The sequence below is a fragment of the Parvibacter caecicola genome, assembly GCF_003725335.1.
Lineage (GTDB): Bacteria > Actinomycetota > Coriobacteriia > Coriobacteriales > Eggerthellaceae > Parvibacter > Parvibacter caecicola.
On sequence record NZ_QIBY01000010.1, the window covers coordinates 1,223 to 26,508 of the forward strand.

The 25,286-nt window shown below is 62.9% G+C and carries 1 protein-coding gene (cut by a window edge); it reads left to right on the forward strand.

Features of this window, described 5'->3' with window-relative positions; translation table 11 throughout:
- On the forward strand, positions 1-25,286 hold the 5' portion of the coding sequence (locus DMP11_RS06835) for a PASTA domain-containing protein (protein ID WP_148041104.1). The gene runs 54,409 nt beyond the window's last position; the window shows 25,286 of its 79,695 coding nt (coding positions 1-25,286); the start codon lies at positions 1-3; its stop codon lies off the right edge, out of view.

The window sequence follows — 25,286 nt, forward strand, 5'->3', positions numbered from 1 at the left end:
ATGAACGTAATCTCGGTGTTTCTGGCGTTCACGCTGTCGCTGATGGCGTGGAACGAAACCTCCATCGCCGAAGCCCGTACCGCCATCCTGGGTGACGCCCCCACCGCCGCCGACGACAGCTCCGCCTCCGACCCCAGTGAAGCTGACGCCAACGACGACGCTGCCGACCCCAGCGCCAACGGCGAAGACGGCGAAGATGACGCCGCCACCGACGGCGAGAACGGCGAAGACCCTCAAAGCGACGCCCCCAACTTCGAAGAGCTGGGGCTGCAAGCCATCACCACCCTCGGCGAAGCAGAGCTGGCCGAGTTCATGCCCGAAGGCCTTGTTGCGGCGGACGCGGTGCTGCCCGTTATCAGCGATGAAGCCCAGGAGAAGCGCAGCGACACCACCGACAACGCCGCCTCGATGAAAGACGAAGAGCTGCAGGAGGCCTTTGCCGAGCGCCTGAATTTCAGCATGACCGCCACCGGCGCCCTGCAGGATTCTGACGGAAACTACCAGGTGAACGGCCAGGAGCTCACCCTCACCCCCAGCTTTGGCAACCTCGCCCGCCAGCTGGACGGCGGCTACCTGGGCGCCCGCGAAGACAACGACGGCGTAGCGGTGGTGTTCAACGCCCCCTACGTGTACCGCACCGCCCTGGAGGGCCAAACCGACGAAGACGGCAGCCAGGCCTACGAATTCCACACCACCCTGAGCGAAGAGGAGTGGAAGTACCGCGGAGGCGACGCCGACGGCATGCGTGTGGTGCTGAGCACCGACGACGTGCCCCAAGGCTGGAGCGTGTACACTCAGCACGGCGCCCAGTTCCTGAAGCACACCGAGAAGGAGCTGGAGAAGGGCCTGTCCGGCGTAATCCTGTTCCGCTACGACGGCGCCCAGGACGAAAACGGCGTGACCGTGAAAACCACCCGCAACCAGCTGCGCGCCGACGCCCAGCTGCCGCAGATGACCGCTCATATGTTGGGCGAAATCCCCGCTGACCAGGCCGTTTCCGTGTCCGGCGGCTTTGTGGCCAACAGCTTCACCGCCGCCCGCGACGAGGACAACAAGCTGAAGGGCAACAACATCGTGTGCCCCACCAACCAGCAGACGGCCGCCAGCTTCACGCTGGTAAACGCCGAAGCCACCGTGGCCCTGGGCACCAGCGTGGAGATGCTGGCCCAGCCCACTTTCACCCCCGACGCGGAGGGCAACGGCGAAGGCATTGCCGCCTTCCTGCTCACTATCACCGCCGCCAAGGGCGAGTTCACCGAGAAGGGCTACCAGCTGAACCTGGCCGACCTGCCCGACGCCGAGGGCCGCGGCGGCATGAACGCCGACGGCGTGCGTGCTTTCGACATCACCGCCCTTTCGGACGAAGACAAGGAATCTCTGAACCTGGCCGACGCCGCCGCTCTGGAAGGCGCTGGCCTTGAAGCGCTGAATGCCCAGGTGGAAGAGGATGTGCCCGGCCGCGCGGTGCTGGACATCCCGGTGGAAGGCAACCCGCAGCTGACCGAGCTGCCGGCCAACGCCACCGCCGCCGACGAGGCCGCCCAGCCCAAGCGCCAGATTGTGGTGCTGGTGCCCTACAGCGCGCCGGCGCTGGTGCACATCAGCCAGGGCAACGAAAACGCCACCAACCCCGACCTAATTGACGCCACCAACCAGCTGCTGAGCCAGGGCTTGCCCGCCGACGAGGGCGAGGCCGACCCCACTTACGACGTGACCACCCTGGAAGCCGCGCTGGTGGCCCAGGTGGAGGCCGAGCTGGTGCAGGAAGAGCTGGTAGAGAAAGAAGGCCAGGACAACGCTCTGGAAGAGGAAGAGGGCACCATCGCCGTGGCCCTGCCCCAGCAGATGCTGCAGTTCGCCTACCAGGCGCCCGCTCCCGAGGAGCCCGAAGACCCCGAAGCGCCGGAAAACCCGGCCGAGGGGGACGACACCACCGAGGGCGACAACCAGGAAACCCCTGGTGAGCAGCCCACCGAAGGGGACGAGCCCCAAGAGCCCACCGAGCCGGAAGCCGACGCCTCCCAAGAGGAAATCGAGGCGCTGGCCAACCCCATCACCTTCTCGATGGCCCAGGCCGGCCTGGCCCTGTACCAGGCGGCCCCCCGCGCGGCCAGCCCCTACAAAACGCTGGACCCCACCAAACACTTCGATTTGTGGCTGAACGTGCAGGGCGCCAACAAGCGCATCGCTGACGGCGTGTACCTGGTGTCCAACCAGGAAAGCCCCATCGTGCAGACCAACGTGAAAACCGAGGGCGACTCCGGTTACTACGGCGGCATGACCTTCGGTGTGCCCAGCGGTTGGCCCTCTGACAAGCCGGCCACCCCTGAAGACCTGCGCGACTACTACGCCACCACGCTGGAGCTATGGGTGCCCTACCTGTACTTCAACGATCAGGGCGGCATGGCCTCCACCCAGTACTTCACCGACTGGGTACACACCCCCTATAACGGTAGTGAAAACTACTACCACTACGACAATCCGCTGGCTCCCTATATGTCTATCACCTTGCCGGACAACTTGGTTGACAATTGGTACGTGTACTTGAAGTACAACCAAAATGGCGACATGATCATGCTGGACGACTACATGGCCGGCCAGGGTGGCCCCGACAAGAACTGCGGCATGAACCAGGTGTACATTCCCGACCCTAAGGGCGCGGTAGTGGGCAGCGACGGCCAATCCTACAGCATTGCCAACTTTCAAACCAAGGGCTTCACCGGCTGTTTGTACCTGAAGTACAAGGGCAAGCAGGGCAGCGATGGCTTCGATTACCAGATGCCCGTGTCCGGCCTGCAGGTGCCCAGCTTCCAGGTGTCCATGAACGGCAACATACCCGAAAACGCCGGCGGCTCCATCATCTACGGCGGCACCACCTACAGCTACACCCTGGGCAAGAACCAGTACCTGCCAGACGGCAAGTACGGCAAGCCCTACACCATCCCCATGACCGGTGACCCGGGCACCTTCGGCCTGCGCAAGATCACTTTCCTGAAAACCAACCTGGAGTTCGAGACCACCTATGAAAAGGTGTCGGACAACGTGTTGTACGACCGCTACAACTACATGGTGTACAAGGTAACCACCAAGAACACCTCGCCGGTGGGCAGCACCGCCACCATCGACTTCGTGGACTACAATCTGCGCGCCATGAACACCGAGTCCAACAACATGGAAGGCATGCTGCGTGAAGACCACGCCGCGTGGTTCTACAACGAGGCCGACCCGCTGAACCCGGAGAAGGTAACCGACCCCAACGGCGCCATTGCCGCCGAGGGCAGCGAGTTTGTGGGCAAGCCGAAAGAAGGCGGCGTACTTATATATAACACCACTGGGTGGAGTGACGAAGAGTACGACATGCTAGACATGGACGGCTTCGGAAACGTGGATGACGTTTACGAGAAGTTTTTCGAGCAGCGCCCCGACGAGAGCCGCGCCCAGTATCTGCGCCGCGTGGGCGTGACCATCAATCAGAAAACCGGCGAAACCAAGGAAGAGTTCGAGCAGCGCCAGGAACAGGTGTTGGCCTCCTTCAAAGACAACGCTTCCCAGGTAATCCCCTACGCCACCCGTGGACAATCGGGCACCATCGCGTTTGTGGTGCGCAACGACGACATCAACACCCGCACCGCCCGCGACGGCTTCCTGTCGCCCGCCTACAATGCCGACATAGACGGAAATCCGGTGATCAGCAACAGCGGTAGCACCGGCGATGGCAGCGGCGACGGCTCCGGTGAAGGCGATGGCAGCGGCGAAGGCGGCGGAGAGGGCGGCGGCGAGGGCGGCGGCTCCACCCTGCCGGACAACTTCGACCACGTGGAAGAAAGCGGCACCAGCATCACCTTCCTGGTGGCGGTGCCTTACGTGCCCAACATCGGCCTCACCAACGGCGCCGATGGTCGCGGCTACTACGTGAGTATGCAGAGTAACCTCACCGCCCGCTTCGGCGGCCTGGGCGACGGCGACTACTCCTGGGGCATCAACGAGTCCCCCTTCTGGGAGGCCTTCAAAGAGCCCACCGTGGGCATGACCGTGGGCAAGTACGCCGTGGAGAAGACCACCGCCGGCGACGGCACTGTGACCGAGAATCTGCGCACCTCCTCCACCCAAAGCTACGTGGGCTACCCCAGCACCTTTGAAACCAGCAATCTGGCCACCAGCGGCAACATGCCCCTGTTCGGCGAAACCGCTGCTTTCTTCGAGTATGACGACTACAACTTGAACGCCGACGGCAACCCCACCACCCCCAAGCTGGACGCCGACGGCAACCCCATCCGCGTGCTGGTGAAAAACCAAAACCAGGTGCCTTCTTGGGCCGATGCCGATGTGGTCGACCCCACTGCGGGCCCTGTGTTGGAAGAAACCCTGCCGGATTACTTCCGCCTGATGAACATGGAAATCATCATCGACCCCGAGAACACTCCCGAAGAGCTGTGGGACATGGAGGCCGATGAGAAGGTGAGCCTGGGCACCTACTTTGATACCAACTATGACGACTTCGAGAAGAAGCTGAACTCGGTGGATAGCAAGCTGCCCCGCGGCATGGTGGTTCAGTTTGAGGTGGAAGAGCCCAAGGGCGCCGACGAGTATGACATTTACTGGGTAACCGCTGGCGCGCCCGAGCTGGACACCACTGCTACCGACGGCCTGCTGCACTACCGCTTGGGCACCACCGCCTATGATGACGCCTCCATGGAAAACGACGCCATCAGCGGCGTGCTGAACAAGGCGGGGGTGAATCCGCTGATTGGCATTACCCACAGCGGCGCCAACTTCACCGGTAACGTGCGGATTACCTTCCGGGCCCCCTTCCAGCAGGAAATCAAAATGGCTGCCCGTGTTCGCTGGACCGGCATCATGGAAATTCCCGGTGTGGACTACACCAACACCGCCAGTGCCCAGTTCGGCAGTCGCGTGTTCGCGCTGGCCGACCCTTCCACCGCGGTTGGGGGCCGTTACACCTCCACCCTCACCAGCACCGCTCAGCAGTCGGCGGTGTTCCGCAGCGCCATCAATCCCGAACCGGGCGTGGTGGCCAAGGGTTCCATGTCCAATGCCGACATCGTTCTGGACACCAACTCCCAAACGCCGGCCAAAGAGGGAGAAAAGCAGTTTGTCATCTTGAACCACAGCGGCGCTGCCTGGCGCTTCAAGCTGACCAACGACTCCATGAGCATGCTGGACCCTGGCTACTTCACCATTAACAACATGCGCCTGAAGGCGGAAAACTCCACCGCCTTCGTGAAGGACACCGGCGAGGCCTTCAACGCCATGAGCCTGGCCTTCAGCAAAGACCTGCTGGCCATGATGGACATCGAATCCATCGAAATCACCACCTACGACCCCGCCGAGCAGGCCATCAAGAACGCCACCAAAAAGCGCACCCTGTACTGGAACGACACCACCGACGAGGACGGCACCTTCCACGAGGGCGTGAGCAAGTACGTGATCGCCGACGCCGGCACCAACGCCGATGCCGGCAACTGCGTACTGAAGGCAGACGAGCTGTGGAACGGCGAATACTTCGTTTCGGCCCGCGTGAACTTCAAGCGCATCAAGGGCGTGCAGGATCTGGCCCCCGGCAAAACCCTGGAGAACGCCAACATGTGGGTGGAGCTGTACGGCACCCCCATCACCATCGGTGAAATTGAGCTGACTGGCACCCTGGGCACCAACTATGAGTCCATCGACACCATGTTCCGCACTAAAGACCAGCAGCTGACCGCCACCAGCAAGGCCATCATCGTATCGCGCAAGGCCCAGGTAGACCCCACCATCACCGTGGAAGCTTACCGCGAGAACAGCGGTGCCGGCGAGAACGGCGAGCCGCAGAACACCGCGCTGCCCAAGTCAACCCTGCCCAAGGACGTGCAGAAAATTGAGGCCTGGATTGGCGATACTAACAGTGGCTGGCGCCTGAACATCGCCAACGACTCGAACTTCGCCCTGGGTGACAGCAAGTTGCAATTCGGCACCGCGCTGGTGGACAGCAACGGAAACGACCGCACCAGCAGCGAGCTTACTGCCGATGAAATCAAAGAGAACAACAACGCTCTGCTGAATGGCGGCAAGCTCATCACTATTGACGAGACCGACCGTCCCATCCCGTTCCGCGACCCGGCCAACCCGGCCGACCCCAGCGCCGGCACCCGCCGCGATTTCATCACCGACACCATCGCCATCCCCAAGCGGCTGCTGGACGTGGCGAAGCTGGCGGATTTGGAAATCATCGCCATCGACGAGAACGCTGCCAAGCAGGGAGAGCCCTTCTACACCGACGCTGACATCTACAAAGACCCGGTGGCCAAGGGGGAGGTTAACGCCGGATTTACCAAGGAGCCGGACGGCAGCGTTACCAAGAACGGTGTGCCGGTGGACAACTACCGCAAGATCACCATCGCCGGCCACTACCTGCGCGCCGCCGCCGGCAACGGCCAGCCCACCACGCTGGACCAGAACAACTACGACATCGCCCAGCTGAAGGCGGAAGCCGCCGACAGGGGCATCATGTACAGCGAAGAGAAGGAAATGCTGTACATCACCTCGAAGGCCTGGGGCTGCGATCCCATCCACTACGACAGCGATGGCAACGTGGACAGCACCGTGGTGTACCTCACCAACTTCACTCAGCACATGACCGGCTTCGGCGCTAATGTGGTTGACAACCGCAACTTTGACTGGACCACCTCTAGCACCAACACCGAGGTGAACCAGGACGTGGCCCAGAAGGTGAAGGACGGCTACCGCGACAACGTGTACATCGACGTGTACGGCACCGCCAACAACAAGGTGGACATGAAGGTGGGCGCCACCTTCGGCACCGAGTACGCCCAGAAGGCGTGGGACACCACTGCCGCCGACAGCGCCACCTTGCTGGGGCGCCCCTACCCGGTTGTGATCATCCCCTCGAACCAGGCCTACAACGGTGCGAAAGACACCAACGTTCTGGACCCGAACTCCCACCAGAACGCCGCCACTAACCCGGAGGACTACCTCACCTTCGGCATCACCGGCTTCGACGCCGCCACTTCCGGCAAGCACTCCACCATGAACACCTACTACACCTACGGTGCTTCCGGTTACCGCGTGAGCCTTTCCAACAACACCATCTACAACGCTGTGCGTGGCGGCCAGCTGCTGATTGGCGACCTCACCAAGCACACCCTGAACCACCAGCTGTTGGACTACGAAACCCAGAAGCTCACCCTTTCCGGCAACCTGCTGTTCGACCCGGTGAGCATTGGCACCGCCACCTCGGTGAGCCTGTACTACTACACCAATGACACCGCCGCCGATGCTCCCGCCACCGAGGCGGACCAGCTGGTGCGCCATGAGATTAAGATTTCCCTGGCCGACCTGCAGCGGCTGCTGAACAGCGGCGAAGGCTCCACCCTGGGGCTGGAAGACGTGCGCACCCGCCTCTCCGACGACTTCGGCACGGGAGGCTTAAGCCCCATCGGCACCGTGGTGGCCATCCCCAATGTGGCGGGCCAGCGCTGGGACGCGGCGAACGCGCAAAACGTGTTCGACACCCTGTATAATGCCGGCCACTTCGTGATCACCCCGCAGTTCGTGACCACTCAGCCGGCCGACTTGGACATCCGCTACGGCACCGACACCAGCCTGGGTCAGATTGGCTACGCCGACTGGGCCAGCATCCCCAACGGCACCGTGGTAGGCACCAACCCCGCCGCCGACTACCGCTACACCGAGCAGGGCGACGACATTACCGTGTACGTGAAGGGCACCGACCCCGGCAACATCACCGTGGTGGACCCCACCCCGCGCCACCATTCCATTAAAGATCCGGTTACCACCCCCCCCAGCTATCCCACGACGCCGGTGAAGGTGGACGCATGGGCCAACAAGAACGGTGAAGACGCCATCGAAACCCTCACCAACCAGGGCTTCGATGTGCGCGCTACCTACATGGCTGCCGTTGCGGCCCCCATCGACGCCAAGACCTTCTACAAAACCGACGACGGCAACGTGCTGTCCATCACCATCAACGCCACCCAGAACACCGACGGCACCTATCCGGTGGTGGGCACCGACGGCACCACCCGCACCACGGTGGACCTGATCATCAAGGGCAAGGCCCCCGAGGACGCTGCCCCCATCACCGTGAAGGACGGCAACCTGGTAATCGACCCCATTTTGTGGAACAACGGCTACCTGGCCGGCGTGAAGGTGAACTACAGCTACCTGAAGGCCAACATCAAGTCGAACGACCAGGACAGCCTGCCCTTCGTGGAGTTCTACGGCCTCACCGACAACCGCCACACTGGCGGCGCCGGCTGCACCACCGACAGCGGCACCTGCCCCGGCATCCGCTTGGGCGCCAAGTTCACCACCAACGAAATTGTGGCCGCCTGGGCCCGCAGCTGGAACCAAACCGCCCAGCTGAACGCCCTGCTGGCCCCGGTGAACCCGAAGGACTACATCGGCGCCTACGGCGTGGGTGTTTCCGCCAACGATGGCGGCTACCAGGGTTCGGTGTCGGCAAAGGCCAAGGGCGACACCCCCAACACCACCCCCGGCAACCGCGGCGACGGCACCTACGGCGTTGTGGGCGGCGACCCGGTGGACAACAGCGCTGGCAAGGCCCATATCGACGGCGTTACCAGCCTGTACAACGGCAATGTGTACCGTAACCCCACCGTGCGCCTCGACGGCACGGTGGCTGGCAGTGCTTCTGCCTACAACCCTGTATCCACCACCTGGAGTCGCAATACCGCAGCCATGGACATTGATACCAACGGTAACAATGTTGACCTGTACCATCGCCCGTACCCCTTCGGCTACGTGAACGAGAACAACTCCGGCTTCCGCACCATCGTGTCCAACAGCCAGAAATTCGCCATGAAGGAAGGCGCGCGCCTCACCATCGGCGACATCAAGGGCAAGGTGTACACCCAAACCGTTGACGGCCAAACCCTGGGCCTGGCCAAGTACAACAACTTGGGCTTCCACACCACCCACATGACCATTTCGAAGGAGCTGCTGGAGAACACCACGCTGGACTCCATCAAAATTTGGTGGACCCCCGAAGGCACCAAGCAGGACGCGCTGGTAACCAACACCTACACCACTACCCTGCAGGGTACCGAGCTGGCGGAATACCTGGAAACCTACAAGCAGGCCAACGGCGACGTGATCATCCCCTCCGAGGCTTGGAGCACCCGCAAACTGCTGCCGGCTTCCGATTGGGCCCTGAAGAACCCCGCCAAGAACGACGGCAGCTATCGCACCGATGACACCGTAACCGAAGACTGGAGCCTGCAAAACCGCGGCAAGAATGGCAACGACACCATCAAGGTGGAATTCACGTTCGGCTTCGTGCTGCCCGGCCTGTCTGGCAACGAGAACTTCGTGGACCTGTTCGGCTACACCACCGACTCGCCCAACGTGGACGAGATTTACCGCGAAATCTACTTCCGTGAGAACTTCGACTTCACTCGTTCGGTGGGCGTGACTGGCGGCCAGTGCAGCAACCACGGCTGCGCCGGCCACAACTACTACTTCCGCGGCACCAAGAGCGGCTGCGGCGGTACCCAGAACATCACCCTGCCCTCCCAGTTCCGCGACTACGAGTTCGAGTACTGGCGCGAGAGCTACTTCGACAACTTCTACGTGCACGTAGAAGCCAACTCCGAGTTTGTAGCCACTTACAAGAACTCTGAGTGGGAAGCCCTGGGCAACAACCGCGAGGACGCCTCTGAGCAGATGTGGTCGAAGTCCCGCGCCGACCTGCTGGCGCTGGCCGGCCAGTCCATCCCGAAGGTGGGCGCCTCTGCCTACTTCGACGCGAAGGACCCGGGCCCGGCGAAGGCCACTGCCAACGACAACGGCGACGGCATCACCTACGCCATGAGCAACCAGGCCACCAGCTACTGGGGCGAAGACGGCGCCGGTTATCGCTTCAGCCTGGCCAACGACGGCCGCGACATGTGGGACGCCGAGCTGCGCATCGGCACCACCGACGAGGCCCATGACCAGAACCCCACCCACAACACCGCGCTGGGGGCCACCACCTCTGGCGGTGCCTGCGTGCTGTGCGGCGCCAGCGTGCCCCACAATAGTTCGCTGGTGGGCAGTACCACTGCCAGCGGCTATCTGAGCGGCAACCGCAACAACCGCTACCACGGTCAGTACTGGACCACCAGCCACCAGAATTCCAATGGCGGCTGGTACACCGTGCAGCATTGGAGCGATCCCCACACCGTGTGCGTGGGGGCGGATGGCATTTTGTCCGATGGCATTCCGCTGTACTCCAACCTGCAAGACGGCGCCTCCATCCGCGCCAAACTGATTCCCGGCTTCGATGACATCGAGGATTACGAGAACGCAGTGCAGGGCTTCCAAACCAAGTACTTCACCGTGAACAAGGCGCTGCTGGATGCGGCGAAGATTTCCGGCTTCACCTTCACCTACTATCAGCGCGGCAACACCACCAAGCAGAACATGTGGGTGTCGTTCGACGCCATGGCCCGCCTGTACGGCTACAACGAAGATGGCAACCTGGTGATTCCCTACAGCCAGTGGGAAGAGGGCTACCTGCTGAACGCCGTGGTGCACATAGATCACTACCAGGCCGGCACCAGCGCCGATGCCTTTGTAGACCTGTACGGCTACACCAACGACGTGAACGATCTTGAGTTGTACGGCCGCGTACTGGAGCGCGTGCACAGCTCCGAGTGGCGCTATAACAGCCGCGTGAACGTTGCCAGCCTGCTGCCGGCTTCCTTCCGCGGTTCCCAGTGGAGCGACTACCCGGTGTGCGGCAGCATCATTTCCTACAAGACCAACATCCACAAGTACCGCATGAACGTGCAGGCCGTGGGCACTGGCCACGAGGACAACACCGCCGACCGCCATTACTTCAAGGGGGCCGACACCTGGACCAGCGGCGCGAAGGCCACCCTGTTCGCGCGCCCGTTCCCCACGTTGCCCCGTGTGGCCACCACCAGCTTCCGCCGCTCCACCCAGCCCGCCAGCGAAGTGGCCACCGAGAAGCGGCACCTGGACAGCACCGAGGAAACCCCCTTGGTGCAGCGGGGCAACAAGGCCAACGGCACCGACGCCAACAACGCCCCCACCAACTCTTACTACGAGGAGGACGGCAGCGGCTACCGCTTCACCCTCACCAACAACACCCACTTCCCCATGCGCAAGGCGGCGTTTGCCACCAGCAACATCCCCATGTTCCAAGACGATATGGACAAGGATGGCAAAGCCGAGAACGTGGGTTTTGAAACCAGCGCCATCGTGCTGTCCAAGGGCCTGTTCGACGCCAGTTTCGTGAACGACATCACGCTGCGCTACAGCCCCGACTTCACCACCGACACCCGCACCATCACCATTCCGGCGAAGGACCTGTACCAGGCCATCCAGGAGAAGGGCGGCAACCTGGCCGATTACGATCAGCTGGATTACCTCACCACCTTGGATACCTACAACGCCCGCATCGCCGACGAGGCGGGGGATGAGAGCAACCCGCTGCTGCAGGTGCCCAGCCTGTGGACGCCGCTGGTAGAGGGCCAAGACGTGGAAGCTGCCAAGGCCAAGTTGCTGGCCCGCGGCTACAACGTGAAGGTAACCTACCAGGGCACCGTGGACGAAACCGCCGTGGCCGCCATCAAGACCGACTACGAAGCCGGCAACCTGGATGTGGCCGCCGTGGTGGCCGCCATCGAGGCGCTGGGGCTGCAGGCGAAGTTGCTGTACAGCCCCGAGGAAGACAAGGACGAGTGGTACGACCCCAACAACACCAGCTTTGATGCCGTTCCGGTGCTGGGCAGCATCATCGGCTGGAACACCCTGAAGGCCGACACCACCGCGGGCGCGCCGCTGTACGCCGGCGACGTGGTGGAGATTACCGTATACGGCGACCCGGACGACGACCGCTACTATGCCCCGGCCCAGGAGGCCAAGACCGCCCTGGCAGTGGGCACCGTGGTGGCCCAAACCCCCGCGCAAGCCAACACCCTGCGCACCGACACCGTAACTCTTACGGTGAAGGGGGCTGGCGCCGATGAAACCTTCACCCCTGAAGCCGCCGGCGACGTTACCGACCCCTCCGCCCCCAGCCAGCCCACTGACCCGCAGGCCAAGCTTTCCGATTACGTCACCATCAACGGCGATGGCGACGTGGTCATCAGCGCTGATGTGTGGAAGCTGTACAAGGACGGCTGGGAGGCCACTGGTGAGGATTACGAGCACGCCTACTTCCGCGGCCTGTCCATGACCAACCGCTACTTCCACACCATGGAGCAGGCGGTCGACGGCAGCTGGAGCAACCAGGCGGAAGCCGCTTACGTGGAATTCTGGGGCGCGGGCACCTACCGCTTCGTGAACCATCCGGTAAGCGCTACCTTCCGCACCGACTGGCAGATTGGCTACTGGAACGACGGCAAGGTGAACTACAACACCGCCGCCGATGGCACCGGCTACAACGACGGCCGTTACAACGGCGGCAACTACCTGAACTCGTCGTTCACCCGCCTGAAGCCCACCAATCCTCGTGTTGACAACGTGGCCACGGGCATTCGCGTTACCCAGAACTCACCCTATGAGCACTACAGCTACACCACTCTGAACGTGGTGCTGCCGCCCACCCGCACCCAGGTGGAGATGTACTCCTACATCAACGCGGCCAGCCACAACTCCGCGCTGCTGGCGGAAAACAACGGCACCACTTCGCCGTTGCCGCTGTACGAGAACACCACCTACAGCGGTGGCAGCCTGCCCTACTACGTAACCGGCACCTATCTGCACGGCTACGACGCCCTGCACAAAGAGTACGGCGGAAAATACAACCCGGCGTGGACCAGCCATCCGCGCGCCTACCTGAACGAAGAGGGCAGTGGCTTCCGCGCCAAGGTAACCAACGACTCCGACTACAACGTCACCCACGGCGCCAACCTGTTCGTGAACGTGCTCACCCAAACCACCAACGTGGACGCCAACGGCGCTGGCAACCCGGCGCTGCTGGGCAACGTGGGCTTCCGCACCACCCACCTCACCTTGAGCCGCGCCCTGCTGGACGCCACCGAGCACCAGCAGACGGTGAAGGATGAGAACGGCAACATCACTGGCAGCGAAACCGTGACCGCCCTGAACGGCGTCACCTTCTACTGGGTGCCCCGCAACAACGGCCTGGGAGCCGCTGTTACCGGCGCCCTGCCGGCCAACGTGCACAGCTCCAGCTACAGCGCCGAGGACGTGCTGAGCTGGTTTGCCAACGGCACCATGGCCCCGGTGGTGGACAACCACACCGAGCCGGCCGCTGCCGACGACAGCCTGTGCGCCATCGCGGTGCCCACCATCGATGACACCATGAACCGCACCAGTGCGGACGCCGCCTTGGCCGCGGCCGTTGCCGACCGCGTTGCCACCGCTGCCCGTGGCGAGGTGGCCCCCTTCCATGTGGTGTACAACTACACCACCGACGAATCGCTGGCCGCTGCCTACGAGATGGCCCACGGCGGTGCCAGCTACGTCCAAGACCAAGTGGTGGCGGTGGATGTGGCCGCCGGCGCGAAGGTGAGCTTCCCCGCGGGCGCCACCAACATCGGCACCGGCGAGGCGGACGAGAACGGCGACTACTACGCGCAAGGCCCCGCCATCGACGAGGACGCCACTTACGTGCGCGAAGGCGCCACCATCACCGTTACCCTGTGGGGCGAAGACCCCGACGCGAACCGCGCCGCCGAGGTAGCCCCGGCCATCAGCCTGGAGGGCCAGGACGTGGTGCTGACCGACGCCCTGTGGATGTTCGGCGACCTGGTGGGCGTGGAAGTGGACTTCGGCTACTTTAAGAAGCAGATCAAGTCCACCACCGACCTGGACATGGCTGCCCCCTACATCGATTTCTACGGCTACACCATCGATGCGCCCGACTTCAACACCCAGCGCACCGCCACCGAGAACTACTGCGAAAACCATGGCTGGGCCACTTCCACCAGCGGCTGCGGCGGCGGCACCCCGCAGATTTACAGCTGGGACAAGTACTACGACATCCTGCAGATGCCGGCCCAGTTCAACACCACCTACCCGGTGGACGACTGGAACAACCTGTTCTACGAGTCGGTGAGCAACACCGCCACGGCCCAAAGCCCCAAGACGGTGTACAATCCCACCACCCATAAGTTCACCGGTGATAAGACCGCCCTCACCAACAGCAACGGCACCGCCCGCTACGACTACTACGGCTTCTCCCGCTACGAGGAGGGCAGCGCCCGCAACGGCGTGAACGAGTTTGGCGAGCGCACCCGTACCGAGGACAACGCTCGCATGTACGCCCAGATTGCCCCCAGCTTCCCGGCGGTGAAGGCCAAGAGCTTCTTCGTGGAGGAAGGCAGCAGCTTCCAGTTGCCCACCGACCCCACCTACAACAACGACGCCCTGGTGCCTCTTGCCGCCACCGACGGCAAGGGCAACCCGGTGCAGGAGAACGACAGCACCTACAGCTGGTACCGCTACAACAACGCCGGCTTCCGCTTCCATTACAGCAACTACATGGATACCGAGAAGACACTGCTGTTCGGCAACTACCTGCAGCAGGACACCAACGTGTTTGGTGAAGATCAGCAGATGTTCGACAGCTACATCCGCGTGTACGGCATGGGCAAAGAAGCGGTGCCCGAGGCCGAAGCCGACGATTACGCGAACGACTACCGCGGCTTCGACGCCACCTCGGTGGCGCTGAACAGCGGTCTTTTGAAGGCCACCACCTGGGACGCCCTGGGGGCCAACGCCAAGACGGGGCTGAAGCTGGGCAACGCCCTCACCACCATCCAAATTCAGGCTTACGTGCCGCAGGAAACCGCCATTGTGCCCGACTTCACCGGCATGACCTACGCCGAGGCGCAGCGGGCCGCCACCGCCCTGGGCTTTGTGCCCAAGAAGGGCTACAACGGCGTGGCCAACGCCCCCGAAGCTGCCGATGGTGAAACCGACCCCGCCGTGCTGGCAGGGGCGAAGGGCCATGTGGCCGCCCAGCGGCTGGCGGACGGCAGCGATGCCGTGGCCGGCAGCAGCCTGCGGGCCGGCAGCGTTATCGAGCTGGTGGTGAACGACGTGGATCCGGATGCACCGGATGCCTCCGTTTCCGCCACCATCGGTGCCGCCCAGGCGGCTAACCTGCTGTGGGCCAACAAGGCGGCCGCCACCGCCCAGCTTACCGCCTTGGGGCTGAAGGTGGAGTACGCCTACACCACCAACCGCGAAGACGTGGCCAACCTGGAAGACCGCGGCAAGTTCGTCACTCTGAGCGAAGGGGCCGTGGCCGGTGTGTCCGCCGACGGCGCCAGCCTGGACGCGCAGCTGAAGGCCCTCATCAACGGCGACGCCGCTGCTGCCGATGTTGAGCTGCCCCGGAACACCGTGGTAACTCTGCTGATCAAGGGCACCGCCCCGGTAGACCCCTACACCAACGACGTTGCCGGTTGGCAGCAAGAGCTGGCCGACAACAGCAGCCGCGTTGAAGGGGAGGGCACCCTGGTTATCTTCACCTACAACGCCGACGACCTGATGCGGCTGTACTACAACAGCAACACTGGCAACCTGGTGCTGCCCTCCACCCTGTGGGAGAACGGATACTTGGCCGAAGTGCGCGTTGACATGAAGCACTTCCACAAGAGCGTGGGTCGCAAAGCCGATGACACCAAGAACAACACCGCCACCGTCACCGACGCGAATGGCCTTACCACCGTGGTGGACAACCATGCCACCGGCGAGGCTATCGACGCCGTGATCGAGGTGCTGGGCCGCACCGATGCCGTGAGCACGGTGCAGCTCACCTCCGAGTTCAACACCAACTACGATGGCGTGTACGGCACCAACAGCTGGGACTACCAGAAGAACCACCTGGTAGGCAGCTACGACCCGCTGCGCAACGGCATGAGCGCCGCCGATGGCAAGTTCCTGCGCGACGGCGCCAGCCTGATCAGCCAGATCGAGCCGGTGAAGCCGCAGATCCAGAACTTCACCTATGTGGGCGCCACCGGCGCTGCCGACACCAGCGTAGAGCTGACCGGCAAGAAGAATCCGGTGCTGAGCGACAGCGACCTGAACCAGACCGAGCCCACCGAAACCCTGCTGGGCAACCGCAACAGCGGCTGGCGCATGTTGCTCTCGAACCCCAGCGCCTATGCCATGGACAGCGCACGCCTTGAGGCCACCACCATGCACCTGGACGCCGTGGAAGGGGAGTGGCGCGGTTTCGACACCGACACCATCACCCTTTCCGAGAAGCTGGTGCAGATGGTGATGGTGAACCACGACACCGACCTCATCCCGCTGCCGAAGCTGACCGGCGTGCCGCTGGAAACCGCCATCGCCCAGCTGGAGGCCCTGGGACTGAATGTTGAGGTGGAATACAACCCCGACTTCACCAAAGACCAGCTGTTGGCCATGGATGACGTGAAGGCGCTGTACACCGACGCCGACGGCAACCCCATCACCGACTTCACCAACATCGATGTAACCTCCAAGAACGGCAGCCTGTACGGCACCGTGATTTCCCGCAGCGTGTCGTCTACCAGCGCCAGCATGGGCAACATCGACGCCCTGTTCGCCAACGACCCCGCCGCCGCGGCCGCCGTGAAGGAGAAGATCCTGTCCGGCAACTACACCCTGCCGGGCGAAACCGTGCGCCTGGTGGCCTTCAAGCACGACCCGCTGGACGGCGATGAGGACACCACCGGTGTGCAGGTGCCCGCCATCGACACCGCCGTGCTGCAGAAGCAGGCGGTGAGCGACGCCATGGCCCGCGTGGAGAACGCTGGCTACACCCCCGTGGTGCACTACATTAGCGAAGAGGCCTATCAGGCGTTGGTGGACAAGGGCGACGATGCCCTGACCGACGATGAGCGCCTGGCGGTGACCGGCTGGAACGACGCCGCCGAGTACACCGTGTACGGCAGCCGCATCAACGGCGAGAAGACCAACGTGTCCGAGGGCATCTCCGGTGACTTCTACCTGAAGGGCACCGAGGTGCACCTGTGGGTGAAGGGCACCACGCCTGCCACACCGCCCGAGGCGGCCCCCGAGGACATGGCCACCAAGCTGCTGCGCCAGCGCTTGGCCGGCGCCAACGTGGACATCACCGTGGTGGAGCGCACCGACACCGCTCCCGGCACCCGCCGCACCATGACCCTGAACCTGGCCCAGTTCTACGACCCGGCCACCGGCAAGATCATCATCCCCTCCACCGCCTGGAACAGCCAGGGCGGTCAGCCGCTGTACCAGCGCCCCGACGGCACCATCACCACCGACCCCGAAGGGGCCACCGTGTACATGGTGCAGGCGAAGGACGACGACGGCGAGCTGCGCTGGGAAGTGAAGACCGACGCCGATGGCAACGAGCTGCAGGTGCAGGACAGAAACGAAGACGGCAGCCTGAAGTTCTACGACGACGGCACCCCGGTTATGGTGCCCGACTACGTGCTGGACGCCAGCGGGAATCGCGTCCCCGTAATGGTGCCCGGCTCCCACCCCGGCAACTATCTGGTAGCCACTACCTTCCATTTCGAGTACTTCGGCGACCACATTGCCATTGGAAGCGACCCCAAGGCCTTCGAGTATTATGTGGACTTCTATGGCCGCCCCACTCGCTCTGCCACCATGAGCCTTACCGGCACCTGGAGCACCGACTACGCCACCAACAGCTGGAACGGCTACTGGCCTGGAAACTACTACACCTACGGCACTACCACTAGCAATTGGAAGTCGTGGCCCGGTAGCCCGCAGAACCAAGCCAATCTGAACAACGTGGACGGCGTGGATTTGGCTTTCGGCAGCCAGTGGGATGCCAATCGCTGCACCGTGCACAGCTCCACCGCCTGGATGAAGGCCACCACCGCCGAGCCGGAGGTGTACAGCTACTTCAACTGGACCGGTGGCGTTACCAATGAGAAGCACCTGCAGATTCGCGACTTCAGCATCAGTGGCAACTACAACTACGACACCGTGCCTTACCGCTGGGGCCAAGCGGACAACGAGCAGGCCTGGTACGAGTACGTGCTGGAGAACCGCAGCAATTCCGAGGCGGAAGAGGGCTTCCTGGACATGACCGTGAACGGCGTGTCCACCTACAACAGCGCCGACCCGCTAATGATCAAAGACGCCATCCGCGGCTTCAAAACCTCCAGCCTGGAGATCGACGGCTGGAAGTACGTGTACGTGGATGCCCGCGGCGAGTACCTCAGCGACGTGCCCGACGCCCTGGTGCCCACCGCCACCACCAGCAGCAAGATTTCCGTGGTGCCCAACGTGATTGACGGTATGACGGCGGAAGAGGCAAAGGCGGCCCTTGTGGCGGCCGGCCTCGTGCCGGCGGTGACCTACGCCAATGCGAATAACAGCGCCTTCGGAGACATCCGTCGCTTCGGTGTGGCCACCTTCGACGAAATTCCCGACGGCACCGTGCTGGCCCAGAGCGTGGCCGCCAGTGCCGAGGACGAGTTTGTGGATCGCGGCACCAGCGTCACCATTACCGTGAAGGGCGATGCCCCTGCCACTGTGGCGGTGCCGGCTGTGACCGGGCAAGATTTCGCCACTGCCAAGGCCACCCTTGAGGGGTTGGGCTTTGTGGTGAAAGAAACCCAGATTGCCCACGACTCCACCACCAGCGGCTTCCCCAACTTTGCCGCCGCCGGCTATGGCGAGGTGCTGGCCCAGAACGTGGCCTCCGGCACCGACGCCGCCTACGGCGCCACCATCACCCTCACCACCAAGGGCTACCCGGCCACGGTGGAACTGGGCAACTACGTGAAGCGCACCGACCTGGAAGCTGCCAAGGCGCAGCTGCAGGCGGCCGGCTTCGCCGTGGTGGTGCGTTACGTGGAGGAAGACCGCGACGGCATGTACAACCCGGCCGACTTCGGCGCCGCCGATTTCGCCTCCATCGCCGACGACACCATCATCGGCCAGTCGCCGCGCGCTGGCGTCGATGCCGATTACGGCAGCACCGTAACCCTCAGCGTTAAGGGCAAAGACCCCAGCCTGCGCGACCTGCCGGCCGGGGCCGTGGGCACCAAGTGGATGAACCGCGCCGGCGACTTCAGCGAGCTGCGGCTGTTCGACTACACCACCGTTACCCCCGCCAACGCCAAGGACGTGAGCTCGGATACCTCCGGCACCCCGGCGCCGTACCCCACCGCTTACGTGAAGGCCCATGCCCAGGCGGAAATTGCCCTCACCAGCGATTTCCTCACCCCGCGCATGCGCAAGAACGCCGACGGCTACTACACCCTGGTGGTGGATTTGGATAAGCGCAGCCTGCAGGACATCCCCGGTGCCGCCAGCATCGCCCAGGTGTCCACCGTGCGCCTGGTGTACGACCGCATGGCCGCCCGGCTGTCCGAGTGGAAGTATGGCACCGATGAATCCGCCGTGTTGGCGGCCGACCGCCCGCGCCTGGTGGATGCGGCCGGCAACTTCATCAAGCACGCCTACGACGTGGCCGAGCGCCAGGTGCCGGCTGGCAGCGATGGTGTGAAGATGAACACCGAGTTCCGCGCCCGCCTCTACGGCAGCGTGGTAACTCACGGCACCCCCACCAAGGTGGCGGACGACCTGTTCAACACCACTGCCTACGACAACCGCATGCAGTCCACCTTCATGTACTTCCCGCTGAGCGAGTTCTACGGCGACATCGACCGCAAAGACGTGAAGCCGGTGCGCATTTCCTGGTTCGACGGCCTGTCCGCTGCCGAAGCGGTGAAGGGCGCCAGTGCGCGGCCCTCCCAGGGCACCGAAGCGAAGTCGTTCTCGGATGAGCGCAACGACTACGGTGCCTCGCTCACCAACGATGCCTACTGGTCGAACAACGGTGTAAATGGCGCCGACCACGTGACCGACTCTGGCAGCGGCAGCAGCTACCGCACCTATAACTTCCAGAACATGTGGATCAACGGCGCGGCCACTCAGGCCCAGCCCGCCCTCACCGGCAGTGGCGCCAGCAACGGCACCGGCTGGAGCTTCAACAAGCTGACCATGAACAACAACACCTCTGCCCGTCACTCTAACGTGGAGGTGGCCAACAAGAGCGCCGCCCAGTACGGCTTCACCTTCCGCAACGCCACCCTGGCTCGCTCCGACGCCGCCACCATCTCCATGACCTTCGACAGCGTGGGCAAGAAGGCCAAGGACATGATTCTGGAGCAAGCGCGCCTTGACGCCAAGGGCAACGTGGTGGCCCCCTACGACGCCAACGCTTGGGACACCGGCCTGTATTTCGTGAAGCGCGGCATCGTGCGCGGCTTCAAAACCAACAAGCTCACCTTCAACGCCGCCCTGTCTGAGATGGGCGACTTGAAGTCCATCACTATGGACTTCCTGTCGAAGGAAGGCATCCAGCGCACCGTTACCCTGTCCATCTACGACCTGGTGGCCCTGCGCGACGGCGGCAACCTGACCGGCTACGTGCTGAACTTCGCCGACTGCGACACCCTGAAGAACACCCTGAACGACGGCACCGGCCTGCTTGACCCCAGCCAAACCTGGGAAGACTGGTACCTGAAGAACGTGGACTTCAACTACAACTCCATTGAGCCCGGCTGGTCGAAGCTGCCCTACGCCACCGGCGATTCCGCCAACCTGTTCAGCGCCAACGTGGCCTACAACGACCGCCTGGCGGTGGTGGCCGACGGCGCCAGCGACTGGTACAACGGCGTGAACAACCCCGATCACGACTGCGCCAATGCCCACGCTTACTACCTGGGCAACGGCAGCAGCACCACCAGCTACAACCACAACGACCAGCTGCACGCCCGCCTCACCCTGTCGCAGACCGGTGCCTACGACACCCGCGCCACGGTGAAGCAGTGCGCCGCCCTGAACGTGCCGCGCCCCGCCATGGAGGTGCACACCACCATCCAGTACGGCCAGCGCGACTACACCGAGCAAACCAAGGGCGACACCTCCAACAGCGACGGCAACCGCACCGAGGTGACGGTGCCCTACGCCAAGGAATTCACCCTCACCGCCCAGATGAAGAACGAGCGGGCCATCTCGAAGCTAGACGATGTGGACGTGACCTTCAGCTATCCGCTGGAGCTGACCACCAACATCTCCACTGGCGAGAAGATCACCGACACTGGCAGCGCCTATACTGGCTTCCATCCGGTGCGCACCACCATCAAGAGCGCCTTCATCCGCACCTTCCCGAAGGAAGATGTGGGCAAGATCCGCATCTTCGGCATCGGGCATCACACCTTCATGAAGGCCACCGAAAGCCTGAGCACCGTGGCCAACCCGCTGAAGGTAGTGCTGGAGCCCTACTACGTGGGCGAAGCCGGCGTGCCCGCCGACAAGCTACCCGCCATCAGCGGCCTGGCCGAGGGCGACTTGGCCGGCTTCAAGTACGTGAAGTACACCCCCGATAAGAACGTGAACTACGGCGACCAGAAGGTGCAAAGCGCCACCTACTTCCCGCTGCAGAGCAACGGCGACTTTGTGCTTACCGAGAAGCAGGTATACGATCTGGGCATTGAATGCGTGACCACCTTCCAGCTGTTCTCGTGGAAGAACATGAGCGAAGACGCGGTGGATTACGCCAACCAGAACATCATCGTGCGCGGCTACAGCGACAGCAACTTTGAAACCCAGCGCACCATCCGCGTTACCACCGAAAACCACCTGGACGGCTTCCGCGAGCGCCCGCTGGACCTGCCCGCCACCGATCCCGCCTTCAACGATGGCTCGAAGCAGGCGGAAGTGCTGGCCACCAACGACAAGTACACTGAGAGCCGCACCGACAGCAGCCTCATCTTCGTTTCCAAGATGTACTACGACGCCGTGAGCCGCGCCGGCTACGCCGATGTGAACAGCGGCGACCCCATTGCGCCGCGCCCCGATGACGACCTGAATCAAAGCGTGTTCGACCGCGTGTCCGGTACCGGTCTTACCTTCGATGAAGCGAAAGAGCAGATTGAGGAAGACGCCCGTGACAATAGCGGCGGCAATACCCCCGGTACCCCGGGCGATGGGGAAGAGAGCCTGTTCCCCGAGATTGACGGCAAGATGACCGAAGCCGAGGCCCGCGAGAAGCTGGCCGAGAACAGCAGCTATATCGTCGATGGCACCGTGAAGGAGGACTATTCCGACACCGTGCCCGCTGGCACTGTGATCAAAGTTTCCGTGATTGAGAGTGCCGACGGCGACGCTGAGGGCACCACCCGCCTGCAGCTGACGGTTTCTAAGGGCAAGGCGCCGGTGGTGGATACCTACATCTACGAAACCGAAGAAGTGCAAAGCGAATACCTTACCGACGAGAATGGCGATAAGGTGTTGGTGGATGGCAAGCCGGTGGCGAAGTATCCGAAGGGCACCGTGATTGTAGCCAAGCTGAAGCTGGATGCGAACGGTGACCAGATTTATGCCAGCGCCCCCGGCGTGTACACCGATGAAAACGGCAAGCCTCTTACCTCCGCCAATGGCAAGGCGGTGGTGTTCATGACCATTTCGCTGGGCATCCCCGAGGATGAGGAAGTGGGCGATTTGGACTTCAGCGCCATCGAGGGCAAGATGTCCGAAGCGGACGCCCGCGAAGCTTTGGAGAAAATGGGCCTCACGGTGGAAGCCGAAGTGGCCGAGGCTTATCATGACACCATCGAGGCCGGCACCGTGATTTCTGTGACCATGGTGGACAACGGCGGCGCCCCCACAGTGAAATTGACTGTTTCCAAGGGCAAGCAGCCGGAGGAAGTGAAAACCCCCGAAGAAATTGAGAAGGAACTGTTCGACAGCCTGTTCGAGCAGACCGCCGAGCAGGCCCGCACCGCGCTGGTGGCGGCCGGCTACACCGTTGACCCCACCGTGGCCAGCGAGAAGAGCGACTACCTGCGCGAGGGTGTCATTCGCATCGATAAGGATGTAACCTGGGAAGTGGTGGACGTGCCGGCCCAGGGCGTGGAGGGCGAAGACGGCTACGTGCCGCCGGTGACCCATACTGAAACCGGCGTGCGAATCGTGGTGTCCAGCGGCCTTACCGAAGCGGGCCAGGAGTCCGCTGCCTTTGGCGACTACGTGCAAGGCACCCACACCGGCAACGACAAAAGCGTGCAAGCGGTGCGGGCGGCCCTGGAGGCGGCTGGCTACATTGTGGTGAAGCACGAAGACGCCGAGGGCGACGTAGACTACGCCTACGAGTATGTAACCGGCACCGATGGCGTGGCCGACATTCCCGAGGGCGAAGTGATCCGCATCGAGCGCGTGAACCCTGAGGACGGTTACGGCAGCGGCGCAGTAAAGAAGGTGCAAATCACTGTTTCGCTGGGACTTTCCCCTGAAGAGCTGCGCAACCAGCTGTTCGCCAGCATGCAGGGCAAGGCGCCGCAAGAGGCGTGGGATGCCCTCACGGCGGCCGGCTATGACGTGAGCACCACCTACGAGTACGAATCCAATGATATTGTGCCCAAGGACCACGTGCTGTGCGTGGACTTGGTGGAAGAGGGCGACGGCACCAGCAAGCCGAAGGTGGTGCTGATTGTGTCCACCGGTTCTGCCACCAGCGGCGGCGAGGGTAACACCGAGGGCGACTTGGTGTTCGGCGATTCTACCGACAAGGGTGAAGAGGACTACTCCACCTGGGACATCCTGAAGGGCACCGCGGAGAACTACCGCTTTACCAACTATACCTCCGGTAGCAACGACACCCATCACTACGGTCACAACGGGTGCTGGGGCAGCAGCCGCGATGAGAACGAAGGCACCATCAACATCGGCTACAAGGCCCAAGGCTCCTTCCTTACCGACTTCCGCCAGGTGGACACCACTCCCGGCGGCGCTGGGCAGGTTACCGCCAACTACCCGGAGGGCACTTGGCTGATGGAGCAGGGCTACTCCAACGCCTGGAACTGGCATTGCCCCAACCACTACTACAACTACAGCGTGAGCACCCGCCACGCCTACGGTAGCATCAACGACAACGCCACCAACCTGTACACCTCTCCCAATGGCGCGTGGGACGTGAACAACTGGCACGGCACTGCCAACAACACCCATTACGAGAGCGTGGGTTCGGTAACCTACAACACCGGTGCCCGCCTCACCCTTACCCAGAAGTTCGACACCGGCGCCTTCGACGCCTACTACGTGAAGATTCGCCAGCAGGCGCTGAAGTACATCAACTCCGTTACCGTGAACTACAAGAACGGCAGCAGCTTCACCGTTGACGGCGCCACCATCCGCCGCGAGTACTACAACAGCCTGCACATCACTGACAGCTCCGATGGCACCGCTACTTCGGTGCAGGTGGACGAGGACGGCTACTATTACTTCCGTCTGAACCTGCTGCAGGTGGATGCCAACGGCCAAACCATCGTCACCAACAACCCACAGCCCAGCTTTGGCGTGAACCAGGCCACCGCCTACAAGGACACCTTCGCCGAGTACACCGATGAGGCCCTGATCAACCCGGTGCAGTCGGTGGTGTACGACGTGACCATCAACCAGGGCACCGAGGTGTCCGACGGCGCCGGCGGCGTGAAGTCGGTTTCTCCCGATTACGGCCAGTGGTTCGCCGATCGCCTGAGCGATGCCAACACCTGGACCAAGGACATGTCGTTCGAGGTTACCGGCCGCTTCTACAAGAGCAACGCCACCGTGAACGCCACTACCGATGTGGCCATGACCATCGGCGGCGATTACTCTGGCGAAACCTACAGCCACAAGGCGGCCCAGCGCTACGACTCTCCTACCAAGCGGGCCGACACCAGCAAGGATTTGGCCGATGACAGCGAAGCCCGCGGCAGCTGGTCGTATCGCAACCTGCACCAAACCGGCGCTTGCCACTACTACTCCAGCTACTGGAGCTATCACCATGTGCACTACCATGCCTTCGACGAAGGAAAGATGCGCCACCTGCGCACCCGCGTGGCCTTCAACGTGTACGAGAGCCGTAACTTCCTGAAGAAGACCTTCAGCAAGAGCGGCAACGCCTGGAACGACCCCAACTACCTGAACAACCCCATGAGCGGCTGGGTGTTGAACGACGGCACCGAAAGCGCCAGCTACGGCGCCGACAACGCCTACCTCATGAGCCTGTACCGCGAAACCCCCGGCTATGACAGCTCCGCCTATGGCAACTCCAACTACCAGTTGTGGGGCGCCTACTCGGCCGCCGACAACATGACCATCACCGATGTGATGCCCACCGTGTACCCCGATGCCGACACCGACTACTTCGGCTTCGTGGGCATGGGCCTGAAGTTCCGCAACGGCAGCGGCGTTGCCACCCACTTGAACCCGGCCACCAACGAGGCGAAGTACAACGTGGA